Here is an 18,691-nt window from a genome sequence, read left to right as displayed (position 1 = left end):
GGGGTCGTCAGCTTCAAAGCTGCTTGGACAAAAACACCCGGCTGCTGCCTTCGGGCTGGCAGGGTATTTCACCCAACCGCACCCACCCCTGTTTCTCGTAAAACCCCGGTGCCTGAAAACTCAGGGTGTACAGCACCGCATGCTGGCAGCCCCGGCGTCGCGCCTCGTCTTCGAAGGCCTGCAGCAACTGGCTGCCCAGGCCCGAACCGCGCAGGGCGTCGGGCAAGTGGAACAGGTCGAGGAAGGCCATGCCCAAGGTGGTTTTGCCCGTGATGCCACCGAGCAGCTGCTGAGTGTCCGGGTCTTTGAGCAACACCATCAACGGCCGACGATCATTGCCGCCGGTGACGGCCTCATTGAACGCGGCAAGGCCATCGCCCAGCAGGCGCTCGGCCTCGGGGTTGGATTGGTCGCTGATTTCAACACGTGGTGGCTGCATCGTGGGAAGCTCCAGAAGGTGAGCCGACCACTGAACATTTGGCCGGGCTTTTGCGGGTTTTCTTTACCTGCCTGGCGGTCGGGGCCGCTGCTGGCGTCTCTCTTTTCGGCACGCGAATGGCGTTGCTGCTTTGGGTCAGCACACAGTAAACCGATGCTTGCGGCCAGTCCTTGCGCTGCTTGTCGACCAGGCTGGTTGGGCACAACAACAGCACATCGCCGAAGGAAAACAGCGGGAACCCTGACACCACGGGCTGGCCGCGCCTTTTTTCGACACTGCCCCACACCTTGCTGTCGAAATCTTCTGCGGCATAGGTTTTTGTCAGCATGAAATTGGCCGATACAGGGTCTCGAACCTTCATGAGTTGCGCTGCCGAGTAAACGATTGCCCCCGGGCTGCCTGGCGACATATTAATAATCGCCAAGCCAATGACCACGATTACCAGCAAGGTTAAAACCACGCGGTTGAACAGATCAGCCTTACTGAAATAGAAAATGATCACCGGCAGCAAGGCGATGCAGGCGGCGAACATTGACAGCGTCATCAACCGCCCGACAGCCTCTGGCGTGTCTTCCCCGGTATACGCCTTGATGATCAGGAGGGCGGGGAATATGGCGGATATCACCGTACTGATCAGCAGCAGAACCACCCCCAGCATGAACCAGCACCTTAGCGGCCAGCTCGCTGTGCGGGGCGGCCCGGCATTGTCTGCGCAGGTGCACACCGCACGCCTGAACGGGGACATCAACAGCGTCCAGCAGACTGTGAAGACCAGCCATATCGCGGTCCAGCCGCCTTTACAGCAGTTACTCAGTGACGGCTCTTGAAAAATCAGCCATAGCAAACCGAGAATGCCGACCACCACAGGCACCAGAATGATGGCTGTGAGCGTGGACTGCAGGGGCGCAGCGTCATTGAACATAGACACCGTAAGCCCGAATAACACCGTCGTGGCTAACAGGATGAGCATGTACGCGGCGAGCAGCCCGATCACGGTGGCGAGCCAGGGAAGCAGGGCTGACTTTGCCTCCAGCGCAGCCGCGATCAGGTCCGGGCGCCCAATCGCAGTGGCATAGGTCGACAGCGTATAAAACCCCAGCAACGCCCCTAGGCCGGTCAAGATGACGCTGAGCGGTGCCCAGAAGGTCAGCAGGCGTTTAAGGTTTTTTTTCAAGGCTTGTTGAAAGGTGAGCGGTGTCGCGCTGGTCACGAGGGGAAGTTCCTTCCATGGTTCAAAAGTGCGGGGTGAGAAGCGTGGCTGGCCGAGTCAATTTGGCAAGCCTGGTAAGACGCAGGGTTAGCTTTATGGGTGGCTACTATAATGCGATTAGCTTCTCATGCCACGCCATCGCGCCATGCCAGTGACAAACACACATCAAACTGTGGGAGCGCTCGAGCCCCGGCGAGGCAGCGAAGGCGGCGGCACAGCCTCCACCAACGCTGGATCAAACCCCCTTAAACATTGCTGCTCCTCAAAGCCGCTGGCGCACCATGTGCATCAGCCGTTCACCCACCTGATCAAATCCTTTGTTCTGCGCCACTACCTGCGCGCCTTCCATCAACAGTGACAGCTCCTGCGCCAATGCCTGCGGCGCTTGCGCGCCCATCTGCTCACACAGCGTAGCGACCCGCGCAAACTGGCGCTGTTTGTGCGCCTCGATCAATTGGCGTGCCGGGTGATCCGACTCAGGAATCTCGGCCAGGCTGTTGGTAAACGGGCAGCCGCGATAACCGGCGCGTTGCAGGTCATCCACGATAAACCCGGTAAAGCCCAGCAACTGCTCGCGCGGCGCGTCGGGGTATTGCTGGGCCAGGCTGTCGAGCGCTTCGCTGTAGCTTTCGGTCAGGCGTTGCAGCCATTCCAGCACCAGCGCGTCTTTGTTTTCGAAATGCCGGTACACCGTCATCTTGGTCGAGGCGGCCAGTGCGGCAATCGCATCCACGCTCACGCGGGTGATGCCCTGCTGCGCAAACAGGCTTTGCGCGGCCTCGACAATACGCTCGCGGGGCGGCAGTTGAGGGGCTTGTTGCACACGCATGCAGAATCTCCGCTTGACAGCGATACCCTTGAGTATCGCATGATACTAATTGGTATCGTGCGATACCGAAGAGTATCCATCATACCCGTTTGGAGCCAACCATGTACCTGTCCGAATACGCTGCCCAGGACGCCACTGGCCTGGCGCGCCTGATTCACGCCAAAGCCGTCAGCGCCGATGAAGTGCGCCGCGCCGCACTGCACGCCATGGCCACCCTCAACCCGCAGATTAATGCCCTGGTGGACACCTGGGACGACGAACCACCCGCAGCGCCCGGCGTCTTTCACGGCGTGCCGATGTTGCTCAAGGACGTGGGCATCAGCGCCGCCGGGCGCCGCAACGAACTGGGCAGCGCCCTGGCCCTGGGCTGCACCGCCGAGGCGGACTCCGAATTGATGACACGCTTTCGCCGCGCCGGCCTGCTGCCGCTGGGCCGCACCACCACGCCGGAATTCGCCACCAGCACCACCACCGAAAGCCGCCTGTGCGGCCCCACGCGCAACCCCTGGCACCTGCAACGCAGCGCCGGTGGCTCCAGCGGTGGTTCGGCCGCTGCCGTGGCGGCCGGGATGGTGCCGGTGGCCCACGCCACTGACGGCGGCGGCTCGATCCGCGTACCGGCGTCACTCTGCGGCCTGTTCGGCCTCAAACCCAGCCGCGGCCGCGTGCCCATGGGGCCGGACGTCGATGAAGTGTGGAGCGGCCTCGCCGTACACGGCGTGCTGACCCGCTCGGTACGCGACAGTGCGGCCATGCTGGACGCCATCCACGGCGCCGCACCGGGCGACCCGTTCCAGATTGCGCCACCGCAGCACAGTTTTGCGGCGCTGTGCCAACGTGAACCCAACGCCCTGCGCATCGCCCTGCAAGCCCGCCCGCTCAATGGGCAGGCGCTGCACCCGGCGGTGCAACAGACCCTGCTGAGCACGGCGCGGCAGTTGGAAACACTCGGCCACCACGTCGAAGAAATACAGCCGGATATCGGCTTGAGCTGGGACGCCTTCGTCGAACTCAACGCGCGCTTCTGGTCCACCAACACCGCCGCCTGGATCGACGCCATCGCCGCCGCCACCGGGCGCGAGGCCAGCGCCCACTACCTGGAACCCGCGACCCTGAGCCTGTATGCATTGGGCAAATCGCTGCACGCCACCGACCTGCTCGGCGCCCTGTGGGAACGCAACCTCGTCGCCCGCCGCATGGGGCAACTGTTCCAGCGCTACGACGTGCTGCTGTCGCCCACATTGCCTGGCTTGGCGCCCGAAATAGGCGACTACAACCAAGGCCAGGAACAGCTCGATGGCCGAGGCTGGATGCAACGGGTGTTTGCCCATTCACCCTTCACCGCGCTGGCCAACGTGACCGGCAGCCCGGCGATGTCCGTGCCCTTGGGCATGCACGATGGTATGCCGCTCGGCATGCAGTTCATGGGCGCGTTTGGTTGTGAAGGGGTGTTGTTGGCGTTAGGCGCGCAATTGGAGCAAGCGGCCCCGTGGGCGGACCGACGGCCCAAAGTGTGGGCCGGCGAAATACACATTAATTAAGGGCCGACACCACCCCCGTGGCGAGCAGGCTTATTGTGGCGAGCAGGCTTGCCCTGCGTTGGGCTGCGCAGCAGCCCCAGTTCTTTCTGCCGGACTCACCGCGCCGTCTGGATTGGGGCGGCTTCGCCACCCAACGCAGGGCAAGCCTGCTCGCCACAGATCGTATACACGCGATACCCTTTTCCTGGGGTGTTGAAGGGCATCATTGCCGAGGCAGTTGCAGCATCAGGCTGGCAAAGTCATTACCATCTCATGCCACGCCATCCCGCCATGCTCCGACGGCGACGGCTGCACATAGCGGTACCCCATGCGCGTGTACAACGGCACATGCTGCTCCTTGCACATCAAATGAATCGTCTGCTTGCCCATCGCCTGCATGCGCTGCACAAACTCAGTCATCAACAGCCGGGAATAACCCTTACCTTGCTGCGCCGGATCAACCACCACCGACATAATCACCACATTCGGCGCCTCGGCCGCATGCCCCACCAACTCCTTGAACGCCTCATCCGACATCACCACCTGATGGGCACAGCCACCATTGATAAACCCTACCACTGCGCCATCCGCCTCCAACATCAAAAAGCCCTCGGGGTACTGCGCAATACGCGTGGCGATCTTCTCCAGCGTCGCGGCTTCGTCGCCTTCATAGGCGCTGGTTTCGATTTCAAAGCAACGCGCGGCGTCGGCGGGCAGGGCGTTGCGGAAGGTGAGGGCGGGCATGGGAGGTTCCTGGGGCATTGAGCGAAGGGCCACATCATAGCGGTGTGCCCAACCCCTCGCCATCTCACGCTAACCCGCTGACAAGCACACCTCAACTGTGGGAGCTCTCGAGCCCCAGCGAGGCAGCGAAGGCGGCTGCGCAGTCGGCATTGATAGGCGGGTAGTCATTTGATCGTAACGACGACCTTACCTTTGGCTCGTCCCTGTTCGACGTATTCAAGAGCCTCTGCCGTTGATTCAAAGGAAAACGTTCGATCAATCACCGGATTGATGATGCCCGCCTCAACCAATGCGCTGATTTGTTGCAATTGGGTACCGTTGGCGCGCATGAACACGAACGTGTACGTGATGCCCTGCTTGCGTGCCCTGCGCCGAATGCCGAGGCTCAGCAGACGCATAACCTGCTGCAATGGCCAGGATAACCCTTGCTCCTGTGCGAACAGCGCAGTGGGCGGCCCTGAGATGGAAATCAGTTGGCCGCCGGGTTTGAGGACCTTCAGTGACTTGTCCAACACATCGGTGCCGAGGCTGTTCAACACCACGTCGTAGCCGTGTAAGACATTTTCGAAATTCTGCTTTTTGTAGTCGATGACCACGTCAGCCCCCAGCGCCTTGACCCATTCGACATTCGCGGTGCTGGTGGTTGTGGCGACAAAGGCACCCAGGTGTTTGGCAAGCTGGATGGCAATGGTGCCGACGCCGCCGGAGCCTGCGTGAATCAACACCTTCTGGCCTTTTTGTAGCCGGGCGGTGTCGACCAGCACTTGCCAGGCAGTCAGTGCCACCAAGGGCAGGGACGCGGCTTGCGCCATGCTGGTATTGGCTGGTTTCAGGGCGATCGCGTTCTCGTCCACGGCAATCCTTTCGGCGAACGTGCCGATCCGTGTTTGCGGCGGGCGAGCGTACACTTCGTCACCTGGTTTGAAACGTGTCACATGCGAGCCGACCGTCACCACTACCCCCGCCAGGTCGTTGCCCAGAATCAGCGGCAACGAGTAGGCCAGGATCAGCTTGAACTCGCCTGTGCTGATCTTCGAATCCAGCACGTTGACACTGCTGGCATGGACCTCGATCAAGACGTCGTGGGCACCCACTTCAGGGGCTGACGCTTCGCCGAGGCGTCCGGGTTGCTTGCCGTAGCGATCAATAAGAAATGCTTTCATCGAGGTGCGGCTCTTGTCGGTTGCAGGGAGGGTAGCCGGTGCGTGGTCAGGCATCGAGGAACGCCTGCGCCTTGGCCACAAAATCAACGTGGTGCTGGAAAATCCCGCCGTGACCGGCATCCTGATAAATCACCAGCTCTGCGTTGGGGATACGCTTGGCCAGTTCAAACGAATTGATGCTGGGCACCATGATATCGGTGTCGCCGTTGACGACCAGCGCGGGTGCCTGCAAGCGTTCGAGGTCTTGCGGCGGCTGTTTGCCCCACGCAGTGATCGCTTTCAACTGGCGCAGGAAAGCACGGGGCGTCGGGCCTTGGTCACGATTGTTCTTGCGGGCTTGCAGGCGCTGCAAATACTGCGCGGCAGATCGACGGCCGTTGGCCGTAGAAGTGAAGAACAGGTAGAACTTCGGATCGCGCAGGGTCAGCAAGCCTTTGAGAATCAATGGCCACGACACTGCGCCAACTTTGCCGATACCGCTGCCGCCGGCCGGCCCGGTGCCGGTCAGAATCAACCGCCGCACCCGATCAGGCGCCTTCAGAGCGATGTCCTGAGCGACGAAGCCGCCGAGGGAGAATCCAAGCACATCAACGGTTTCCAGCCCCAGCGCACGGATCAACTGAATGGCATCGTCGGCCATCTCGCCAACGGTCAGTGGCGCGGTTCCACCCGAGCCGCCGATGCCACGATAGTCAGTGGTAATGACGCGTCGGGTTTGCGCCAGGCCATCGATGATTGCGGGATCGAAGTTATCGAGCACCGCGCCCCAATGGTTGAACATGACAAGGGGCACACCGGTAGTGGGGCCGATATCGCGGTAGGCGAATGGAATACCGTTGACCGTGATCGATTGGTTCGCCGCGTTGATGAACGACGTTGGCGAACCCGAAGGGGGATTTGTCTGGGCTGAATTCATTACCACTCCCGATTTCTGGACGGATTCGATGCAGCGCCTTGCACTTGCATCGAATCCGCCCCAAATGCTCACTGCCTGAAGATCACTCTGGAGTCTGGTAACGCTGAGCCACCGCGGACTGACGGATTTGCCCGATCAGGCCCAGTCGTGCGCCCTGCAGGGCATCCCAACGCTCCGCTTCGTGCAGCGGCGGAATGGTCACGGGTTCGCGACGATCAAAGCCGACGAGAGCGGCATCCACCAGATCGCCCACTTCCATGATTTCACTCAGGGTGTTGATGTCGACGCCGGAGCGATCCCATATTTCCGTACGCGTGGCGGCCGGCAGCACGGCCTGCACGTAGACGCCTTGAGGCGACAGTTCCAGGCTCAAACCCTGGGACAGGAACAGCACAAAGGCCTTGGTCGCACCGTAGACCGTCATGCCGAATTCCGGCGCGAGGCCTACAACCGAACCGATGTTGATAATCGAACCTTCACCGGCCTTGGCCAGGCGTGGAGCGATGGCGCTGGCGAGCCGAACCAGCGCCGTGGTGTTGAGGGCGATCAGTTGCGCCACTTTATCGGTGCTTTGCTCGACAAAATGACCGGACAGTGCAGCGCCGGCGTTATTGACGAGGATCCCGATGTGGGCGTCGTCGCGCAGACGGTTTTCAACCTTGCTCAGGTCGCCGGGTTGAGTCAGGTCCGCCGGGATCACCTCGACGGTGACGTTGTGTTCGCTGCGCAAGCGCGCGGCCAGTGCATCCAGGCGCGCCTGATCGCGGGCAACCACCACCAGATCGTGGCCGCGTTGTGCAAAGCGTTCGGCGTAGACGGCGCCAATCCCGGTGGAGGCGCCAGTGATCAAAACAGTCGGGCGAGTGCTCATGGGGTATCTCTCTTTCAGGATATGAGAAACAGAACGAGCTCAGCGTGCGCTGACGCTCGATTCAGCCAGTGTCGGGTAATCGATGTAGCCTGCCGCGCCGCCGCCATAGAGGGTGGCGGGATTGAACGCGGACAACGGCGCGCCACGTTTCAGGCGTTCCACCAGGTCCGGGTTGCCAATGAAGGGGCGACCGAAGGCGATCAGGTCTGCCTGGTCTTCAGCGAGCCGCGAGGTGGCCAGATCGAGGTCATAGCCGTTGTTGGCGATGTAGGTGTTTTTGAAGCGCTGGCGCAGGGCGGCGAAATCGAAGGGCGCCACGTCACGCGGGCCGCCGGTCGCGCCTTCGACCACATGCAGGTAAACCACGCCGAGGGCGTCGAGTTGTTCTACGACGTAATCGAATTGCGCCTGCGGATCGCTGCTGGATACACCATTGGCCGGCGACACGGGTGACAGGCGTACACCGGTGCGGTCGGCACCGATCTCACTAACCACAGCCTGCGTCACTTCGAGCAACAGACGAGCACGATTTTCAATCGAGCCGCCGTAAGCATCGGTGCGCAGATTGGCGTTGTCCTTGAGGAATTGATCGAGCAGGTAGCCGTTGGCACCGTGAATTTCCACGCCATCGAAGCCAGCGGCGATCGCATTGGCCGCCGCCTGACGGAAGTCGCTGACGACTCCCGGCAGTTCACTGATGTCCAGGGCGCGTGGCTCGGAGACGTCTTCGAAGCGGTTGTTGACGAACACTTTGGTGGCGGCGCGCAGCGCAGAAGGGGCCACGGGGGCAGCGCCGTTTTCCTGCAGGTCGACGTGCGAGACGCGGCCGACATGCCACAGTTGCAGAAAGATTTTCCCTCCCTTGGCATGCACGGCATCAGTCACGGCGCGCCAGCCGTCGATTTGTGCCGGCGTGTAGATTCCCGGGGTGTCTTGGTAACCCTGCCCCTGCCGGGAAATCTGCGTGGCCTCGCTGATCAGCAAGCCGGCGCTGGCGCGCTGGCTGTAATAGGTCGCCGCGAATTCGCTAGGGACCAAGCCTTGACCGGCGCGGTTGCGTGTCAGTGGCGCGAGAACGACGCGGTTTGATAGCGTGAGGCTGCCGAGTAGGTAAGGCGTGAACAGAGTCTGCTTGGTCATCTGATGAATCTTCCGTGCCCGTTGATGAAGATCAGTGGTGCTTGCAATTAGGATGATGATCGAAATCTAAACTGTCAACAATTTTGATTATGGGTGACATCTATGTATCATCCGACTGAGGATTTCCCGGGAAACACGAGGTATTGCAAATGAGAGTAACCAAGGCCCAGGCGCAGGCAAATCGAGAGCACATCGTTGAAACCGCCTCTGAGCTGTTCCGTGAGCGGGGCTTTGACGGCGTCGGCGTTGCTGATCTCATGGCGGCCGCTGGTTTCACTCATGGTGGTTTCTACAAACATTTCGGGTCGAAGGCCGACCTGATGGCCGAAGCCTCGGCGTGCAGTCTGGCCAAATCGCTGACAGCCGCCCAAGCTCTGGATGTTCCGGGCTTCATCAATGTCTACGTGAATAGAGAACATCGCGACGCACGCGGCAGTGGTTGCACGATGGCCGCGCTGTGTGGCGACGCGGCGCGTCAGGCGGACGATGTGAAAGCGACGTTCGCCGAAGGCATAGAGCACACCTTGCAGACGCTGGAAGAGAAATACCCGACAGCAACGGATCCCGAGTCGGGTGAGGGCAGAAAGAAAATAATCGACCTGCTTTCACGTGCCGTCGGCGCGATTATCTTGTCGCGCGCCTGCCCGGATGACTCCGCACTTGCTGATGAAATACTTGAAGTGTGCCGGGCAGAAATGGTTGCTTCATTGCCGGTCGATGCGGTGGAGCCGGTGTAGAGACGGCGCTCATTCAAAGAGTCGCTTCAGTAAAAATGCGATGATTATGCTCGGAGCAGAACGTTAATTTGAGTCCAAAACGATGGGCCGCGAATGACGGGCTTTTGGCCGATTGCTGACTGTAACGAAGGTCAGCAAGCGGCTATCAGCGACATTACCGTTTCTTGCCTTACGCTCACTGCCCGCTGCCAAGCTCATCGGCGTTAACCCTATTTTTAGCTTGCTGAAACGTTTCATCAAGTTTATAAAAATGGCACAACTCCAAGAAAGGCTGTCGCCATGACCCCGCTTAAACTCTTCGTTGCCCTCAGCGCACTGTCCGCTGCCTCCCACGCCATGGCCTGGGATTACGTTCTGCTCGACACCGACAAAGCCGCCCAGAGCTGGCAGATCACCAGCCAGCAACTCGGAATAAAAACCGACAAGCCCTTCAGCGTTACCCTGCGCACCTTGCACGGCGGTCGCCAGGAGGGCGTCAGCATCGTCGACATTGATAACGGCACCATGAAACTCTCGGTAGTGCCGACTCGCGGCATGAACGTCTTGCAGGCCTCGGTCGGCAGTGTGCGCATGGGCTGGGATTCTCCGGTCAAGGAAGTGGTCAATCCGTCCTTCATCGAACTCAATGGTCGTGGTGGTCTGGGCTGGTTGGAAGGTTTCAATGAACTGGTCGCACGCTGCGGCTACGAATGGGTCGGTCACCCCGGCGTCGACAACGGCGAACTGCTGACCCTGCACGGTCGGGCCGCCAACATTCCTGCGAACAAAGTCACGCTGCATATCGATGAAAAACCACCGTACGCCATCACCCTGCGCGGCGAATTGAAAGAGCAGGCGTTCAAGAAGGTCGACTTCTCGGTCGCCACCGAACTGGTGACCGAACCCGGCAGCGTCGTGTTCGCCCTCAACGACACCCTGACCAACAACGGCGACTACCCGAAGGAATACCAGGCGCTGTATCACAGCAACTTCAGCACCCCGTTCCTGGAGCAGGGCGCTCGTTTCGCCGCGCCGGTGAAACAGGTGTCGCCGTTCAACGACAAGGCCAAGGGCGACCTGCCCGACTGGCAAACCTACCGCGCACCGACCAAGGACTACGACGAAACAGTTTACAACGTAGTGCCGTATGCCGATGCCAAGGGCGATACGTTGACCGTGTTGCATAACAAGGCCGGCAGCCTGGGTGTTGCGGTCGGCTTCAATACCCAGACACTGCCGGTGTTTTCCCTGTGGAAAAACACCGATACCCAAGGCCAGGGCTATGTCACGGGGCTGGAGCCAGGGACAAGTTTTTCCTACAACCGCCGTTACCAGCGGCCACTGAACCTGGTACCGACAATTGGGCCCAAGGAACACAAGCAGTTCCGCATCAGCTACAGCTTGTTAGCGGATAAGGTAGCGGTGGATAAGGCCTTGAAGCAGGTGAGCGAGATTCAGGATGGGCGGGAGACTGAAGTGCGGCAGACCCCGTTGGTTGATCTGACCAAGGAGTGACTCCGGCTGGAGCATTGTCGGCCAATATTGCAGCTCCTCGGCCGAAGTGTTCGCGTCTGATTCCGTCGGCTTGTTCAAGGTCCGCCACCGAGCGCGCGACCTTGGGCATTTGATGGGCTGCTCGCAACGATTCGGGCACTGCCCGCTGTAGGCCGAAAGTTGCTTTTCGGGACATACAATCATCAGCACGCATCGGATGGCGAAGCTGAGCCCTCAAAATTACGCCAAACCGGTGACGAGCACACTTCAAACTGTGGGAGCTCTCGAGCCCCAGCGAGGCAGCGAAAGCGGCGGCACAGCCACCAACAAGGCGAGATCAACCCCCCATTTTCAGCCCCACAAAAACCAGAAAACCCGCCAAAGCGGGTTTCCTCACAGCTCACATCACATCAACTCACAGCAGGCACATCAAACCCGCGTCGCTCCATCACCGTAAACACATCCGACACATCCTGGATCATGATCCGCGCGGTATTGGCGACGGTATTAACGTCATGCTCGGCGTAGTCGGACACATTGGAACAGGCCATCAGGTGCAGGTAGGCGAGGGCAGCATTGAGACGCTCGCTGGCGCAGGCGTGCAGCTCGCTGAGCGGGGCGTCGCTGTCGATGAGCAGGACAGGGTATTCGGTTGCGGTTTGGGACATGGGGGTGAAGCGGCGGGGCGGGTGTTGAGTTGTCATGGTAATAGTCCTTAAAAAAGAAAAATTGCCACCTTTTGCTGCGAAACAAACGGGTGGCAGCTGTGCGCGGGTTCGCAGACCGGAGGACTATTACCAGACCCGGCAGACCCGAAGGTCTCCCACGCACAACCGCCATAAAACGAGAGACAGCTGTGAATCGGCTGCGTCGGGTTTGACGGTACTGGTAATAGTTTTTAGGGCTGCGAAACCCTGTCGCTGGCCATGGCTGGCGACGGGGCGAACTATAAGGTGTGGTTAGCCAGGGTGCAACTGAGAGGATGTATCAACCTCAGTCATTAACTTTTCCATCCCTAGGTCAGGAAGATTTGGCTAGGTTCACAGGCCTGCGCAGCCATGCGCGTTCGGCCTGCTCAGTCGTTTGCAGCGGGAGCCCCTAGCAGGGCTACGTGCATAGCTGGTAGAAATTGGTCGACTTGCTTCTAGTGTAACCGGACGCCAATAGCTGAGAGCCGTCGAACGTGAACGGCAGCAAACGGCCAGAAGCTGCCGTTCACTACTCATGAGTCGGTTGAGCTGGCTTCGAACTCTGGACGACCGATCATTGAGTCGTTTACTCACGAAAAGATTTAAAGACTTACCGCCACGGAGTTACAGTACCGTAAGCGCGCCCTGGTAAAGCACCGGACCTGTCGGCTGTCCTGTCGGCGATCCGCCATCGGGTTCAAGACTGACGGCCAAAGTGCTTGACTCACCCATGAGAGCTTTCTGCGCGCTGGCCAACTTAATCTCCCCATCTCCACCTGGCGGTATCACCCCAAGGGACACGGGTTTGCCACTTAGCGGAATAAGCCACATTTGCAGGCTACGACCCTTTTCAACTTTCGCTAACGCCTGCGGTTTGATTCTCAGGTAGTCCTCTCGCGTTTCAATGCTCATCCAAGACTGTGCGTCAGCGCTATACAACGTGGCACCGTAGCGTACATCGTCACGGCTGTAGATAACGCTTAGCGATACTGCTGCTACGAGTGAACATGCTGCGATCGTCATTCGGAGCCAGTTCCAGAGAGGCCGTTTCATAGGCAGCTGCATTGTTTGCGGATCTATGCGAGCCGTAACTTTGCGCCAAACACGATCCGGTACAGGTTGTTCAGGCAGAGCCTCAGTGAGGCTCATGAGGCATTCCTGCCATTGCGCAAGTTCCGCGCGAAGTTCCGAGTCTTTTAGTAAAAGTTGCTCAAAGCGCCGGCGTGCGGTGTGCGGCATCAACCCGATGGCATAGTCGGCGGCAAGTGCGCGACGCATACTTGGAGTTTGGTAGTTCATGACTCAAGGCACCTGCGCAGATGCTCCATGCCCCGGCGTATCCAAGACTTCACCGACCCTAGCGGTGCTGAAAGGTGTTCGGCCAACTCTGAACAGGAGAGTCCCCCAAAGTAGGCAATGGTGATCGACTGGCGTTGCATCCCTTCTAGCTTATCCAGGCACCGATGTAATGTGCTGGCCTCACGGGAACTGTTCAGTTGCTCATGTGCCGAGGGGCTGTCATCGACCAACATCTGCGCGTCGAGATCATTCAGCGGACGGTCGCGATATTTTCGCAATTGGTCGATGGCCTGGTTTCGCGTTATGCTGATCATCCAGGTCATCGGCGCGGACAGGTGGGATTGGTAGCGTGAAGCATTGTTCCAAATGCGCACAAAACTTTCCTGCAGCACCTCTTCAGCGAGATCCGAACGTCCCATGAGCCGCAAAGCCACGCCGTGCAAGCGCGGACTCACGCTACGATACAGCGTTTCAAATGCGCGTCGATCACCCAGGGAGCACTGGGCTAAAAGGTGTTTGAGTTGGTCGATGTCGGCGATTGGAATAGCCTTTCTCCAAACGATTAAGTCGTGAGGTGCTAAATGTCGATTGCAGCCAGAGGTTAGCCCACAGCGCGCTGTTGTTCCATTCACGGGTGGGCTCCTCGGAAAACTCGCCAATCCTGCGGATGGCGACCGGCGATGTCAGTCAACTTTTCGGCATCAGCACCTTATCGATGACCTGTATCACACCGTTCGACTGGTACACGTCATAGGTGGTGATGTCGGCGACGTTACCCTTCTCGTCTTTGATGGTGATGTTGTGCGGGCCATTCATCATTGCCCACAGCTTGCCTCCTGAGACAGTGGTAAGTTCGGCCTTACCGCCACCGGCCTTGATCTTTTCGGCAAGGGTGGCCATGTCCAGTTTGCCGCTCACAACGTGGTAAGTGAGGATCTTGCTGAGGGTTGCCTTGTTTTCCGGCTTCAGCAACGTATCGACGGTTCCGGCGGGCAAAGCAGTAAAGGCTGAATTGACCGGTGCGAACACGGTAAAGGGACCTTTGCCCTTGAGAGTGTCGACTAGACCGGCAGCTTTGACAGCGGCGACCAGGGTCGTGTGATCTGCGGAATTTACTGCGTTATCAACGATGTCCTTGCTCGGCAACATGCTTTGCCCGCCTACCATTACGCTGTCGTGGCTCATCGTCGCTGCCTGTGCCGCGTTGAACACTAAGCCGCTACCTGCCGCCAAGGTCAGGAGGCCGACTATCAATGGCGTTTTGATCGAAATGCTTTTCATCGCGATGATCCTTTATGAGGAGATTCGGCCAGGAAGGTCTGTCCGTGTTTGATATACGTGGCGGCGTTCGGAATGGATGCAATACCTCAGTTTTTTTGTGATCTGGAAATTACGCGATCCAGTGACCACTGCTTCTTAAGCAAGGTGGCCATATTCCAGCTAGAAGGTGTTTTTTGTGCACGGCTGCTTTTGGCCGTTTTCTGCCCCTCGTGACAGGCAGAAATCGGCAAGAAGTGGCCATTCTCCTCAAAATCGGCGGCATCTCGATCTACGCTAAACAAGGCAATAATGCCGTCGTACTTATTAAGCCGCGATCGGCAACAATTCATTTTTTTGCGCCAGCGATCTTGATAAACGCTCTAGCCATCGATGTTCTTCAGTGCCTGAACTAACTAAAAATCATGCTTTTCATCAAATAGTTTGCTCATAAAGCTTTCAGGGTTAGCAAAGTAACTTTTCATAATTAGGTAGTTTTCAGTTTCTGAATATTCCTTCTCTACCAATCCACTATTGGTAAACTCCCAAATTCTGGCGCCCGGGTAAGCAATTAAAATTGGTGAGTGAGTTGCAATTATGAACTGCGAATTTTGTTTTGCGAGTTCCGCTATACGTACCAGCAGAGATAATTGGCGTTGGGGAGATAGCGCAGATTCAGGCTCGTCTAGTAAATACAATCCGTTTCCTCCGAATCGATGTAAAATCAGATCCATAAAAGCCTCCCCATGAGACCTCGTATGAAGATCGTTTCCCCCGTATGAGTCCTTAATAGCTGGCCCGCCAGGTCCGCAATCCAACTTATTCATCTCTGTAATTACATTATAAAAACTTTCTGCGCGATAAAAATAGCCATCTCGAGGTCGCTTTGCTGTGCGTGACAAGCGCAATGCCTTGGACAGTAGGGATTTTTCATCGCTGGAAGAAAACTTGAAATTCTTACTGCCTCCCTCATGATTAAAGCCACATGAAACTGCAATAGCCTCTAAGAGGGTTGACTTACCGCTACCGTTTTCTCCAACGAAAAAATTTATCACGGGATGAAGCTCGATTTTGCTAATTGATTGAATTGAAGGCAAATAGAAGGGGAAATTATTCTCTTCTCTATAGTTCTCTAAGATTTCAATTTTCTTAATGTAAGGCATTAACTTCCTGGCTTTATTTATCTTATTTGATGGTTATAGTTATATGTGTGATACTTAGGGTAATTATAAATAGTCTTTCTGTAGTTTGGCTCTTCTTTATAAGCACTAGATATGTCCGACATAAAAATAAACCATTCTTGGCTCGCGCCGCAGTTGCGGCGCTGTTTCGGCCAAACTTCTAACTTGCAATTTATCGTCTATTGACGGCGTTTGCTCAACGGTCTCCGTATATTTTATTCAATTTCAGATTATGGTTCTTATTGCAGAGTTCGGCTTTAGCGATCCAATCATTGATGCTCCAGTTTTACGCTGCGTTCGGGGAAATTATCGAGTCAGGTGGGCACCAATGCGTTCGGCTAGCATGATAGTAGTAAGATTTGTCGCCACCGATGGGATATCCGGGATGATAGAGGCATCCACAACACGCAGTGCCGCGATACCTCGCACCGCGCCCCAATTGTTGACTACGGCGGCCTTGTCACCGTCCGCGCCCATCGGCACGCTCGACGTGGGGTGCTGATAGCCGGCGACATTGTTTACGATGTTTTGTCGCAAAGCCTTGCCTTCAAGTACGCTGCTACCCGGTGTCATTTCATGGTCAACCAAGTCAGCAAACGGTGCACTGCGGCCAATCTTGCGAGACAGTTCTACAGCTTCGACCATGCGATCCAAGTCATTTTCCTGTTCAAAAAAGTTGTACCGAATGTTCGGCGCAACTCGGGGGTCACGGCTGGTCAAGCGTACGCTACCGTTGGATTTAGGTAATGTGACGGCGCATGCCAACACTATCGCACCGCCGGTAGGGCTTGCCTTTGGGTCGATCAGGTGTGTACCGGAGATATGTAAGTCCAGATCGTCCGGTGCGGCGTGTTGCGAGCGAGTCCAGGCGATAGCGCCGCCGGCTGGGGTCATAGCAATTGCGGAGGTCTTCAGCGCGTAGACGTTGAAGAAAAACGGATGTTCTTGCAACCGTTCACCTACCGGTAGATCAGCGACGGTGGCGATTCCCATCTCGCGAAGATGGCCTTGTGGGCCGATACCGGAGCGCAGCAGGATAGCGGGGCTGCCTATGGCACCGGCCGACAGGATCACTTCGCCGGCTGGAACTATCTCGCCGTCTACTAGCAATACACCTATGGCGCGTTCTCGTTCTATCAGGACGCGGTCGGCTTCAGCGTGGCCGCGGATAGTGAGGTTGGCGCGAGCCCGCACGTCTGCACTCAGGTAAGCCATGCCGGTATTGATTCGGGTGCCGTTGATGACATTCAACGGGTAGGGACCTACGCCGTGCTGACGTGCGCCGTTGAAGTCATCCACGTGCGGCAGTCCAACTGACTCGGCAGCCGCCACGAAAGCACGCATTGAGACAGTATTCTGCGCAGCAGTGCGCTGACGCACTGGAAATGGGCCGGTACGGCCATGCCATGCATCTTCGCCAGTGGGCGTGTTTTCCATCGCTCGGTAGGCGGACAGCACTTCCGGCCAAGCCCAACCTTCGATTCCGCGTCCGGCCCAGCGCGCAAAATCGGCAGGGCGCGCACGCATCGCCACAGCAGCATTGACCGCGGAGCTACCACCGATCACTCGGCCGCGTGGGATGGCTATGTCGTGACCTATCCGAGCTGAGTCGTCACTATGGTAATGCCAGTCGTATTCGGGAGAAGCGGCAACTAGGTCGGCGTTCGTCAGCACTGCTGGATACCGGTCGGGCGCAAAGTCGGGACCTGCGTCGAGCAGCAGCACACTGCGCAGCGGGTCGGCACTGAGACGTGCTGCAAGGACGGCACCGGCAGATCCACCACCGACGATCACCACATCAAACTGCTTGCCAGTCCGAGGCGTCTCTTTAGTTTTACTGGAGCTGCGCGTTGCACCAGAGGCAAACGTAGCAGCGCCTGCCGTCATTGCAACCAGCACTGCCTGTGCTCCCAAAGCTATCGCGCCGCGTCGTGTGATTGTCAAAGTCATAGATTCCAGATCAGGTATCGTTAGTGCCGTCGAGGATGAGAGGCAAGAAACCATGGTAGGAACGCGTACCTGACCCAGCAAGACGGGGTTTCTGGAATCTGTGTCCGGTGGAATGGACGTCGAGAACTCACCCTATCTTCGGCGCCTACCCGCTCGGTAGTGCGGCCGTAGTTGCTGTATTCGGTAAAAAATGTGCTGTATTCGTGGAGAAGCCGCTGAAACGATCTGCCCAGCGTATTAAGGATGGCTTTACAGCAAGAGGATCTTGGGAAACTCCGAAGCCAAGTGATCCAAGAAAACACGTACTGACGGCAGCAATCCTTTGCGGGAAGGTACCAGTGCAGTGATCCTGGCATCGCCAGCTATCCATTCGGGCAGAACTCGATGAAGCTCACCACGCGCAACGGCCGCCCGCGCGATGTAACTCGGCAGGGCCACAATCCCAAGCCCGCTGATGGCTGCATGTTGCAGGCTGAGCATGTCCTCGCTTTGCAGCCGCGGCAGGATGGGCACAGCAATTTCTTCGATCGATAGAGTGACATGGCGCAACCGCCAGTTCATGGGGGCATTAGCTCGCGCAAAGAAAATCGAGGCGTGGTTGCTTAGCTCCGCTGGCGTGGCCGGTGCGCCATGTTCGGCCAGATAGCTTGATCCGGCGAACAGAAACCAGGGCGCGACCCCGAGCATGCGCTGGACAAGATCGGAGTCCGGCAATGGAGCCTCATGCGCCCGGATGGCGACGTCGTAATTTTCGCCAACAATATCGATGGTTCGATCGGCCGCATGAGCGACCATATTGATCTTGGGATAGACACGAAGGAAGTCAGCGATCATGCCCGCCATGGCGAAATTCATGGTCGCGACTCCAGCGGTACACCGGATGGTCCCGACGGGCTCCAACAACCGCTGACGCACTGACATTTCTGCCATCTCTGCTTCTCGCAGCGCGGCCAGCGCGTGCTGGTAAAACTCTTCTCCTGCCTCGGTCATACCGAAGCGACGCGACGTTCGGCTGAGCAAACGCACACCTAATTCGCCCTCCAATTGTTGCATGCGGTGGCTAAGCGTTGACTTGGGCATACCGGTACTTGCAACTGCGGCAGTAAACCCACCGCGATCGACCACATTGACAAAAATAAACAGATCGTTCAGGTCCAGCCGATTCACGTATGGCCCAATCATAGGAAGGCAATTTTTAATCTTGAAGAGTTCCAAGGGTACCGTCTAGAACTATGTGGTTATTTGGCAATGTTTCGCTGGGAAGGAGCGTCCA

Annotated in this window: 18 protein-coding genes and 1 pseudogene; 3 read left to right on the top strand and 16 right to left on the bottom strand. The window is 57.8% G+C overall.

Translation table 11 applies throughout. The annotated features are described in order from the left end of the window. Positions 1–13: 13 nt before the first annotated feature. The 3 genes from QF043_RS17010 to QF043_RS17000 form a co-directional block, all read right to left on the bottom strand. Positions 14–439: a GNAT family N-acetyltransferase gene (locus QF043_RS17010; protein WP_307419448.1), complete on the bottom strand. Its 426-nt coding sequence runs from the start codon at positions 437–439 to the stop codon at positions 14–16. Continuing rightward, positions 420–1,649 carry a hypothetical protein gene (locus QF043_RS17005; RefSeq protein WP_307419447.1) on the bottom strand — a complete coding sequence of 410 codons (1,230 nt, stop codon included), beginning with the start codon at positions 1,647–1,649 and terminating at the stop codon, positions 420–422. The genes QF043_RS17010 and QF043_RS17005 overlap by 20 nt, the downstream gene beginning before the upstream one ends. A 262-nt stretch (positions 1,650–1,911) precedes the next feature. After that, complete coding sequence (locus QF043_RS17000; RefSeq protein ID WP_307419446.1) at positions 1,912–2,478, bottom strand: TetR/AcrR family transcriptional regulator; 567 nt, start codon at positions 2,476–2,478, stop codon at positions 1,912–1,914. Between the two features lie 101 nt (positions 2,479–2,579). Between QF043_RS17000 and QF043_RS16995 the strand changes: the two genes are divergently transcribed. Further along, a complete protein-coding gene (locus QF043_RS16995) occupies positions 2,580–4,019 on the top strand; it encodes an amidase (protein WP_307419445.1) in 1,440 nt (479 codons plus the stop codon). A gap of 225 nt (positions 4,020–4,244) precedes the next feature. Here QF043_RS16995 and QF043_RS16990 read toward each other — a convergent pair whose 3' ends face one another. The 5 genes from QF043_RS16990 to QF043_RS16970 all read right to left on the bottom strand — a co-directional run bounded on the left by QF043_RS16990 (position 4,245) and on the right by QF043_RS16970 (position 8,832). After that, entirely contained in the window at positions 4,245–4,742 is a 498-nt protein-coding gene (locus tag QF043_RS16990; RefSeq protein ID WP_307419444.1) for a GNAT family N-acetyltransferase, read from the bottom strand. Positions 4,743–4,906: 164 nt separating this feature from the next. Next, complete coding sequence (locus QF043_RS16985; protein ID WP_307421422.1) at positions 4,907–5,905, bottom strand: NADP-dependent oxidoreductase; 999 nt, start codon at positions 5,903–5,905, stop codon at positions 4,907–4,909. Positions 5,906–5,951: 46 nt separating this feature from the next. Then, positions 5,952–6,821 (bottom strand): alpha/beta fold hydrolase, encoded by an 870-nt coding sequence (locus QF043_RS16980; RefSeq protein ID WP_122725935.1) that lies wholly within the window; start codon positions 6,819–6,821, stop codon positions 5,952–5,954. An 82-nt stretch (positions 6,822–6,903) separates the two neighbouring features. After that, on the bottom strand, positions 6,904–7,692 hold the full coding sequence (locus QF043_RS16975; protein WP_307419443.1) for an SDR family oxidoreductase: 789 nt from the start codon (positions 7,690–7,692) through the stop codon (positions 6,904–6,906). A gap of 39 nt (positions 7,693–7,731) precedes the next feature. Next, complete coding sequence (locus QF043_RS16970; protein WP_307419442.1) at positions 7,732–8,832, bottom strand: alkene reductase; 1,101 nt, start codon at positions 8,830–8,832, stop codon at positions 7,732–7,734. A 149-nt stretch (positions 8,833–8,981) separates the two neighbouring features. On the opposite strand from QF043_RS16970, the gene QF043_RS16965 reads away from it, so the two are divergent. Further along, positions 8,982–9,569, top strand: a complete 588-nt coding sequence (locus QF043_RS16965) for a TetR/AcrR family transcriptional regulator (protein ID WP_307419441.1) — start codon at positions 8,982–8,984, stop codon at positions 9,567–9,569. 279 nt (positions 9,570–9,848) lie between these two features. After that, entirely contained in the window at positions 9,849–11,063 is a 1,215-nt protein-coding gene (locus tag QF043_RS16960; RefSeq protein WP_307419440.1) for an aldose 1-epimerase family protein, read from the top strand. Positions 11,064–11,072: 9 nt separating this feature from the next. On the opposite strand, the pseudogene QF043_RS30800 reads toward QF043_RS16960, so the two are convergent. The 8 genes and pseudogenes from QF043_RS30800 to QF043_RS16925 all read right to left on the bottom strand — a co-directional run. Then, positions 11,073–11,193, bottom strand: a pseudogene (locus QF043_RS30800) (hypothetical protein); the annotation flags it as partial. Positions 11,194–11,452: 259 nt separating this feature from the next. After that, positions 11,453–11,746, bottom strand: coding sequence for a hypothetical protein (locus QF043_RS16955; RefSeq protein WP_056859523.1), 294 nt, complete (start codon positions 11,744–11,746; stop codon positions 11,453–11,455). A 609-nt stretch (positions 11,747–12,355) separates the two neighbouring features. Continuing rightward, the gene (locus QF043_RS16950; protein ID WP_012724508.1) at positions 12,356–13,030 is read right to left on the bottom strand and encodes an anti-sigma factor domain-containing protein; all 675 of its coding nucleotides are present in this window, start codon (positions 13,028–13,030) and stop codon (positions 12,356–12,358) included. Then, positions 13,027–13,662 (bottom strand): sigma-70 family RNA polymerase sigma factor, encoded by a 636-nt coding sequence (locus QF043_RS16945; protein ID WP_043205415.1) that lies wholly within the window; start codon positions 13,660–13,662, stop codon positions 13,027–13,029. Before QF043_RS16945 ends, QF043_RS16950 begins: the two co-directional genes overlap by 4 nt. A 55-nt stretch (positions 13,663–13,717) precedes the next feature. Beyond that, positions 13,718–14,311: a fasciclin domain-containing protein gene (locus QF043_RS16940; protein ID WP_012724510.1), complete on the bottom strand. Its 594-nt coding sequence runs from the start codon at positions 14,309–14,311 to the stop codon at positions 13,718–13,720. A 392-nt stretch (positions 14,312–14,703) separates the two neighbouring features. Further along, positions 14,704–15,450, bottom strand: coding sequence for an AAA family ATPase (locus QF043_RS16935; protein ID WP_307419439.1), 747 nt, complete (start codon positions 15,448–15,450; stop codon positions 14,704–14,706). A 324-nt stretch (positions 15,451–15,774) separates the two neighbouring features. Then, on the bottom strand, positions 15,775–17,418 hold the full coding sequence (locus tag QF043_RS16930; RefSeq protein WP_307419438.1) for a GMC family oxidoreductase: 1,644 nt from the start codon (positions 17,416–17,418) through the stop codon (positions 15,775–15,777). Between the two features lie 249 nt (positions 17,419–17,667). Continuing rightward, on the bottom strand, positions 17,668–18,633 hold the full coding sequence (locus QF043_RS16925; RefSeq protein ID WP_307419437.1) for a LysR substrate-binding domain-containing protein: 966 nt from the start codon (positions 18,631–18,633) through the stop codon (positions 17,668–17,670). Positions 18,634–18,691 lie beyond the last annotated feature (58 nt).

The sequence above is a fragment of the Pseudomonas sp. W3I7 genome, assembly GCF_030816095.1.
Lineage (GTDB): Bacteria > Pseudomonadota > Gammaproteobacteria > Pseudomonadales > Pseudomonadaceae > Aquipseudomonas > Aquipseudomonas salomonii.
The sequence above is the reverse complement of the archived record's forward strand: the minus strand, read 5'-3'. Positions and strand labels throughout refer to the sequence as shown.

Coding starts and splice junctions, on each gene's coding strand:
- QF043_RS16960 (WP_307419440.1), top strand. CDS start 9,849: ATGACCCCGCTTAAACTCTTCGTTGCCCTCAGCGCACTGTCCGCTGCC.
- QF043_RS16990 (WP_307419444.1), bottom strand. CDS start 4,742: ATGCCCGCCCTCACCTTCCGCAACGCCCTGCCCGCCGACGCCGCGCGT.
- QF043_RS16955 (WP_056859523.1), bottom strand. CDS start 11,746: ATGACAACTCAACACCCGCCCCGCCGCTTCACCCCCATGTCCCAAACC.
- QF043_RS16980 (WP_122725935.1), bottom strand. CDS start 6,821: ATGAATTCAGCCCAGACAAATCCCCCTTCGGGTTCGCCAACGTCGTTC.
- QF043_RS16975 (WP_307419443.1), bottom strand. CDS start 7,692: ATGAGCACTCGCCCGACTGTTTTGATCACTGGCGCCTCCACCGGGATT.
- QF043_RS16950 (WP_012724508.1), bottom strand. CDS start 13,030: ATGAACTACCAAACTCCAAGTATGCGTCGCGCACTTGCCGCCGACTAT.
- QF043_RS16970 (WP_307419442.1), bottom strand. CDS start 8,832: ATGACCAAGCAGACTCTGTTCACGCCTTACCTACTCGGCAGCCTCACG.
- QF043_RS16985 (WP_307421422.1), bottom strand. CDS start 5,905: ATGAAAGCATTTCTTATTGATCGCTACGGCAAGCAACCCGGACGCCTC.
- QF043_RS16930 (WP_307419438.1), bottom strand. CDS start 17,418: ATGACTTTGACAATCACACGACGCGGCGCGATAGCTTTGGGAGCACAG.
- QF043_RS16995 (WP_307419445.1), top strand. CDS start 2,580: ATGTACCTGTCCGAATACGCTGCCCAGGACGCCACTGGCCTGGCGCGC.
- QF043_RS17010 (WP_307419448.1), bottom strand. CDS start 439: ATGCAGCCACCACGTGTTGAAATCAGCGACCAATCCAACCCCGAGGCC.
- QF043_RS16940 (WP_012724510.1), bottom strand. CDS start 14,311: ATGAAAAGCATTTCGATCAAAACGCCATTGATAGTCGGCCTCCTGACC.
- QF043_RS16935 (WP_307419439.1), bottom strand. CDS start 15,450: ATGCCTTACATTAAGAAAATTGAAATCTTAGAGAACTATAGAGAAGAG.
- QF043_RS16965 (WP_307419441.1), top strand. CDS start 8,982: ATGAGAGTAACCAAGGCCCAGGCGCAGGCAAATCGAGAGCACATCGTT.
- QF043_RS17000 (WP_307419446.1), bottom strand. CDS start 2,478: ATGCGTGTGCAACAAGCCCCTCAACTGCCGCCCCGCGAGCGTATTGTC.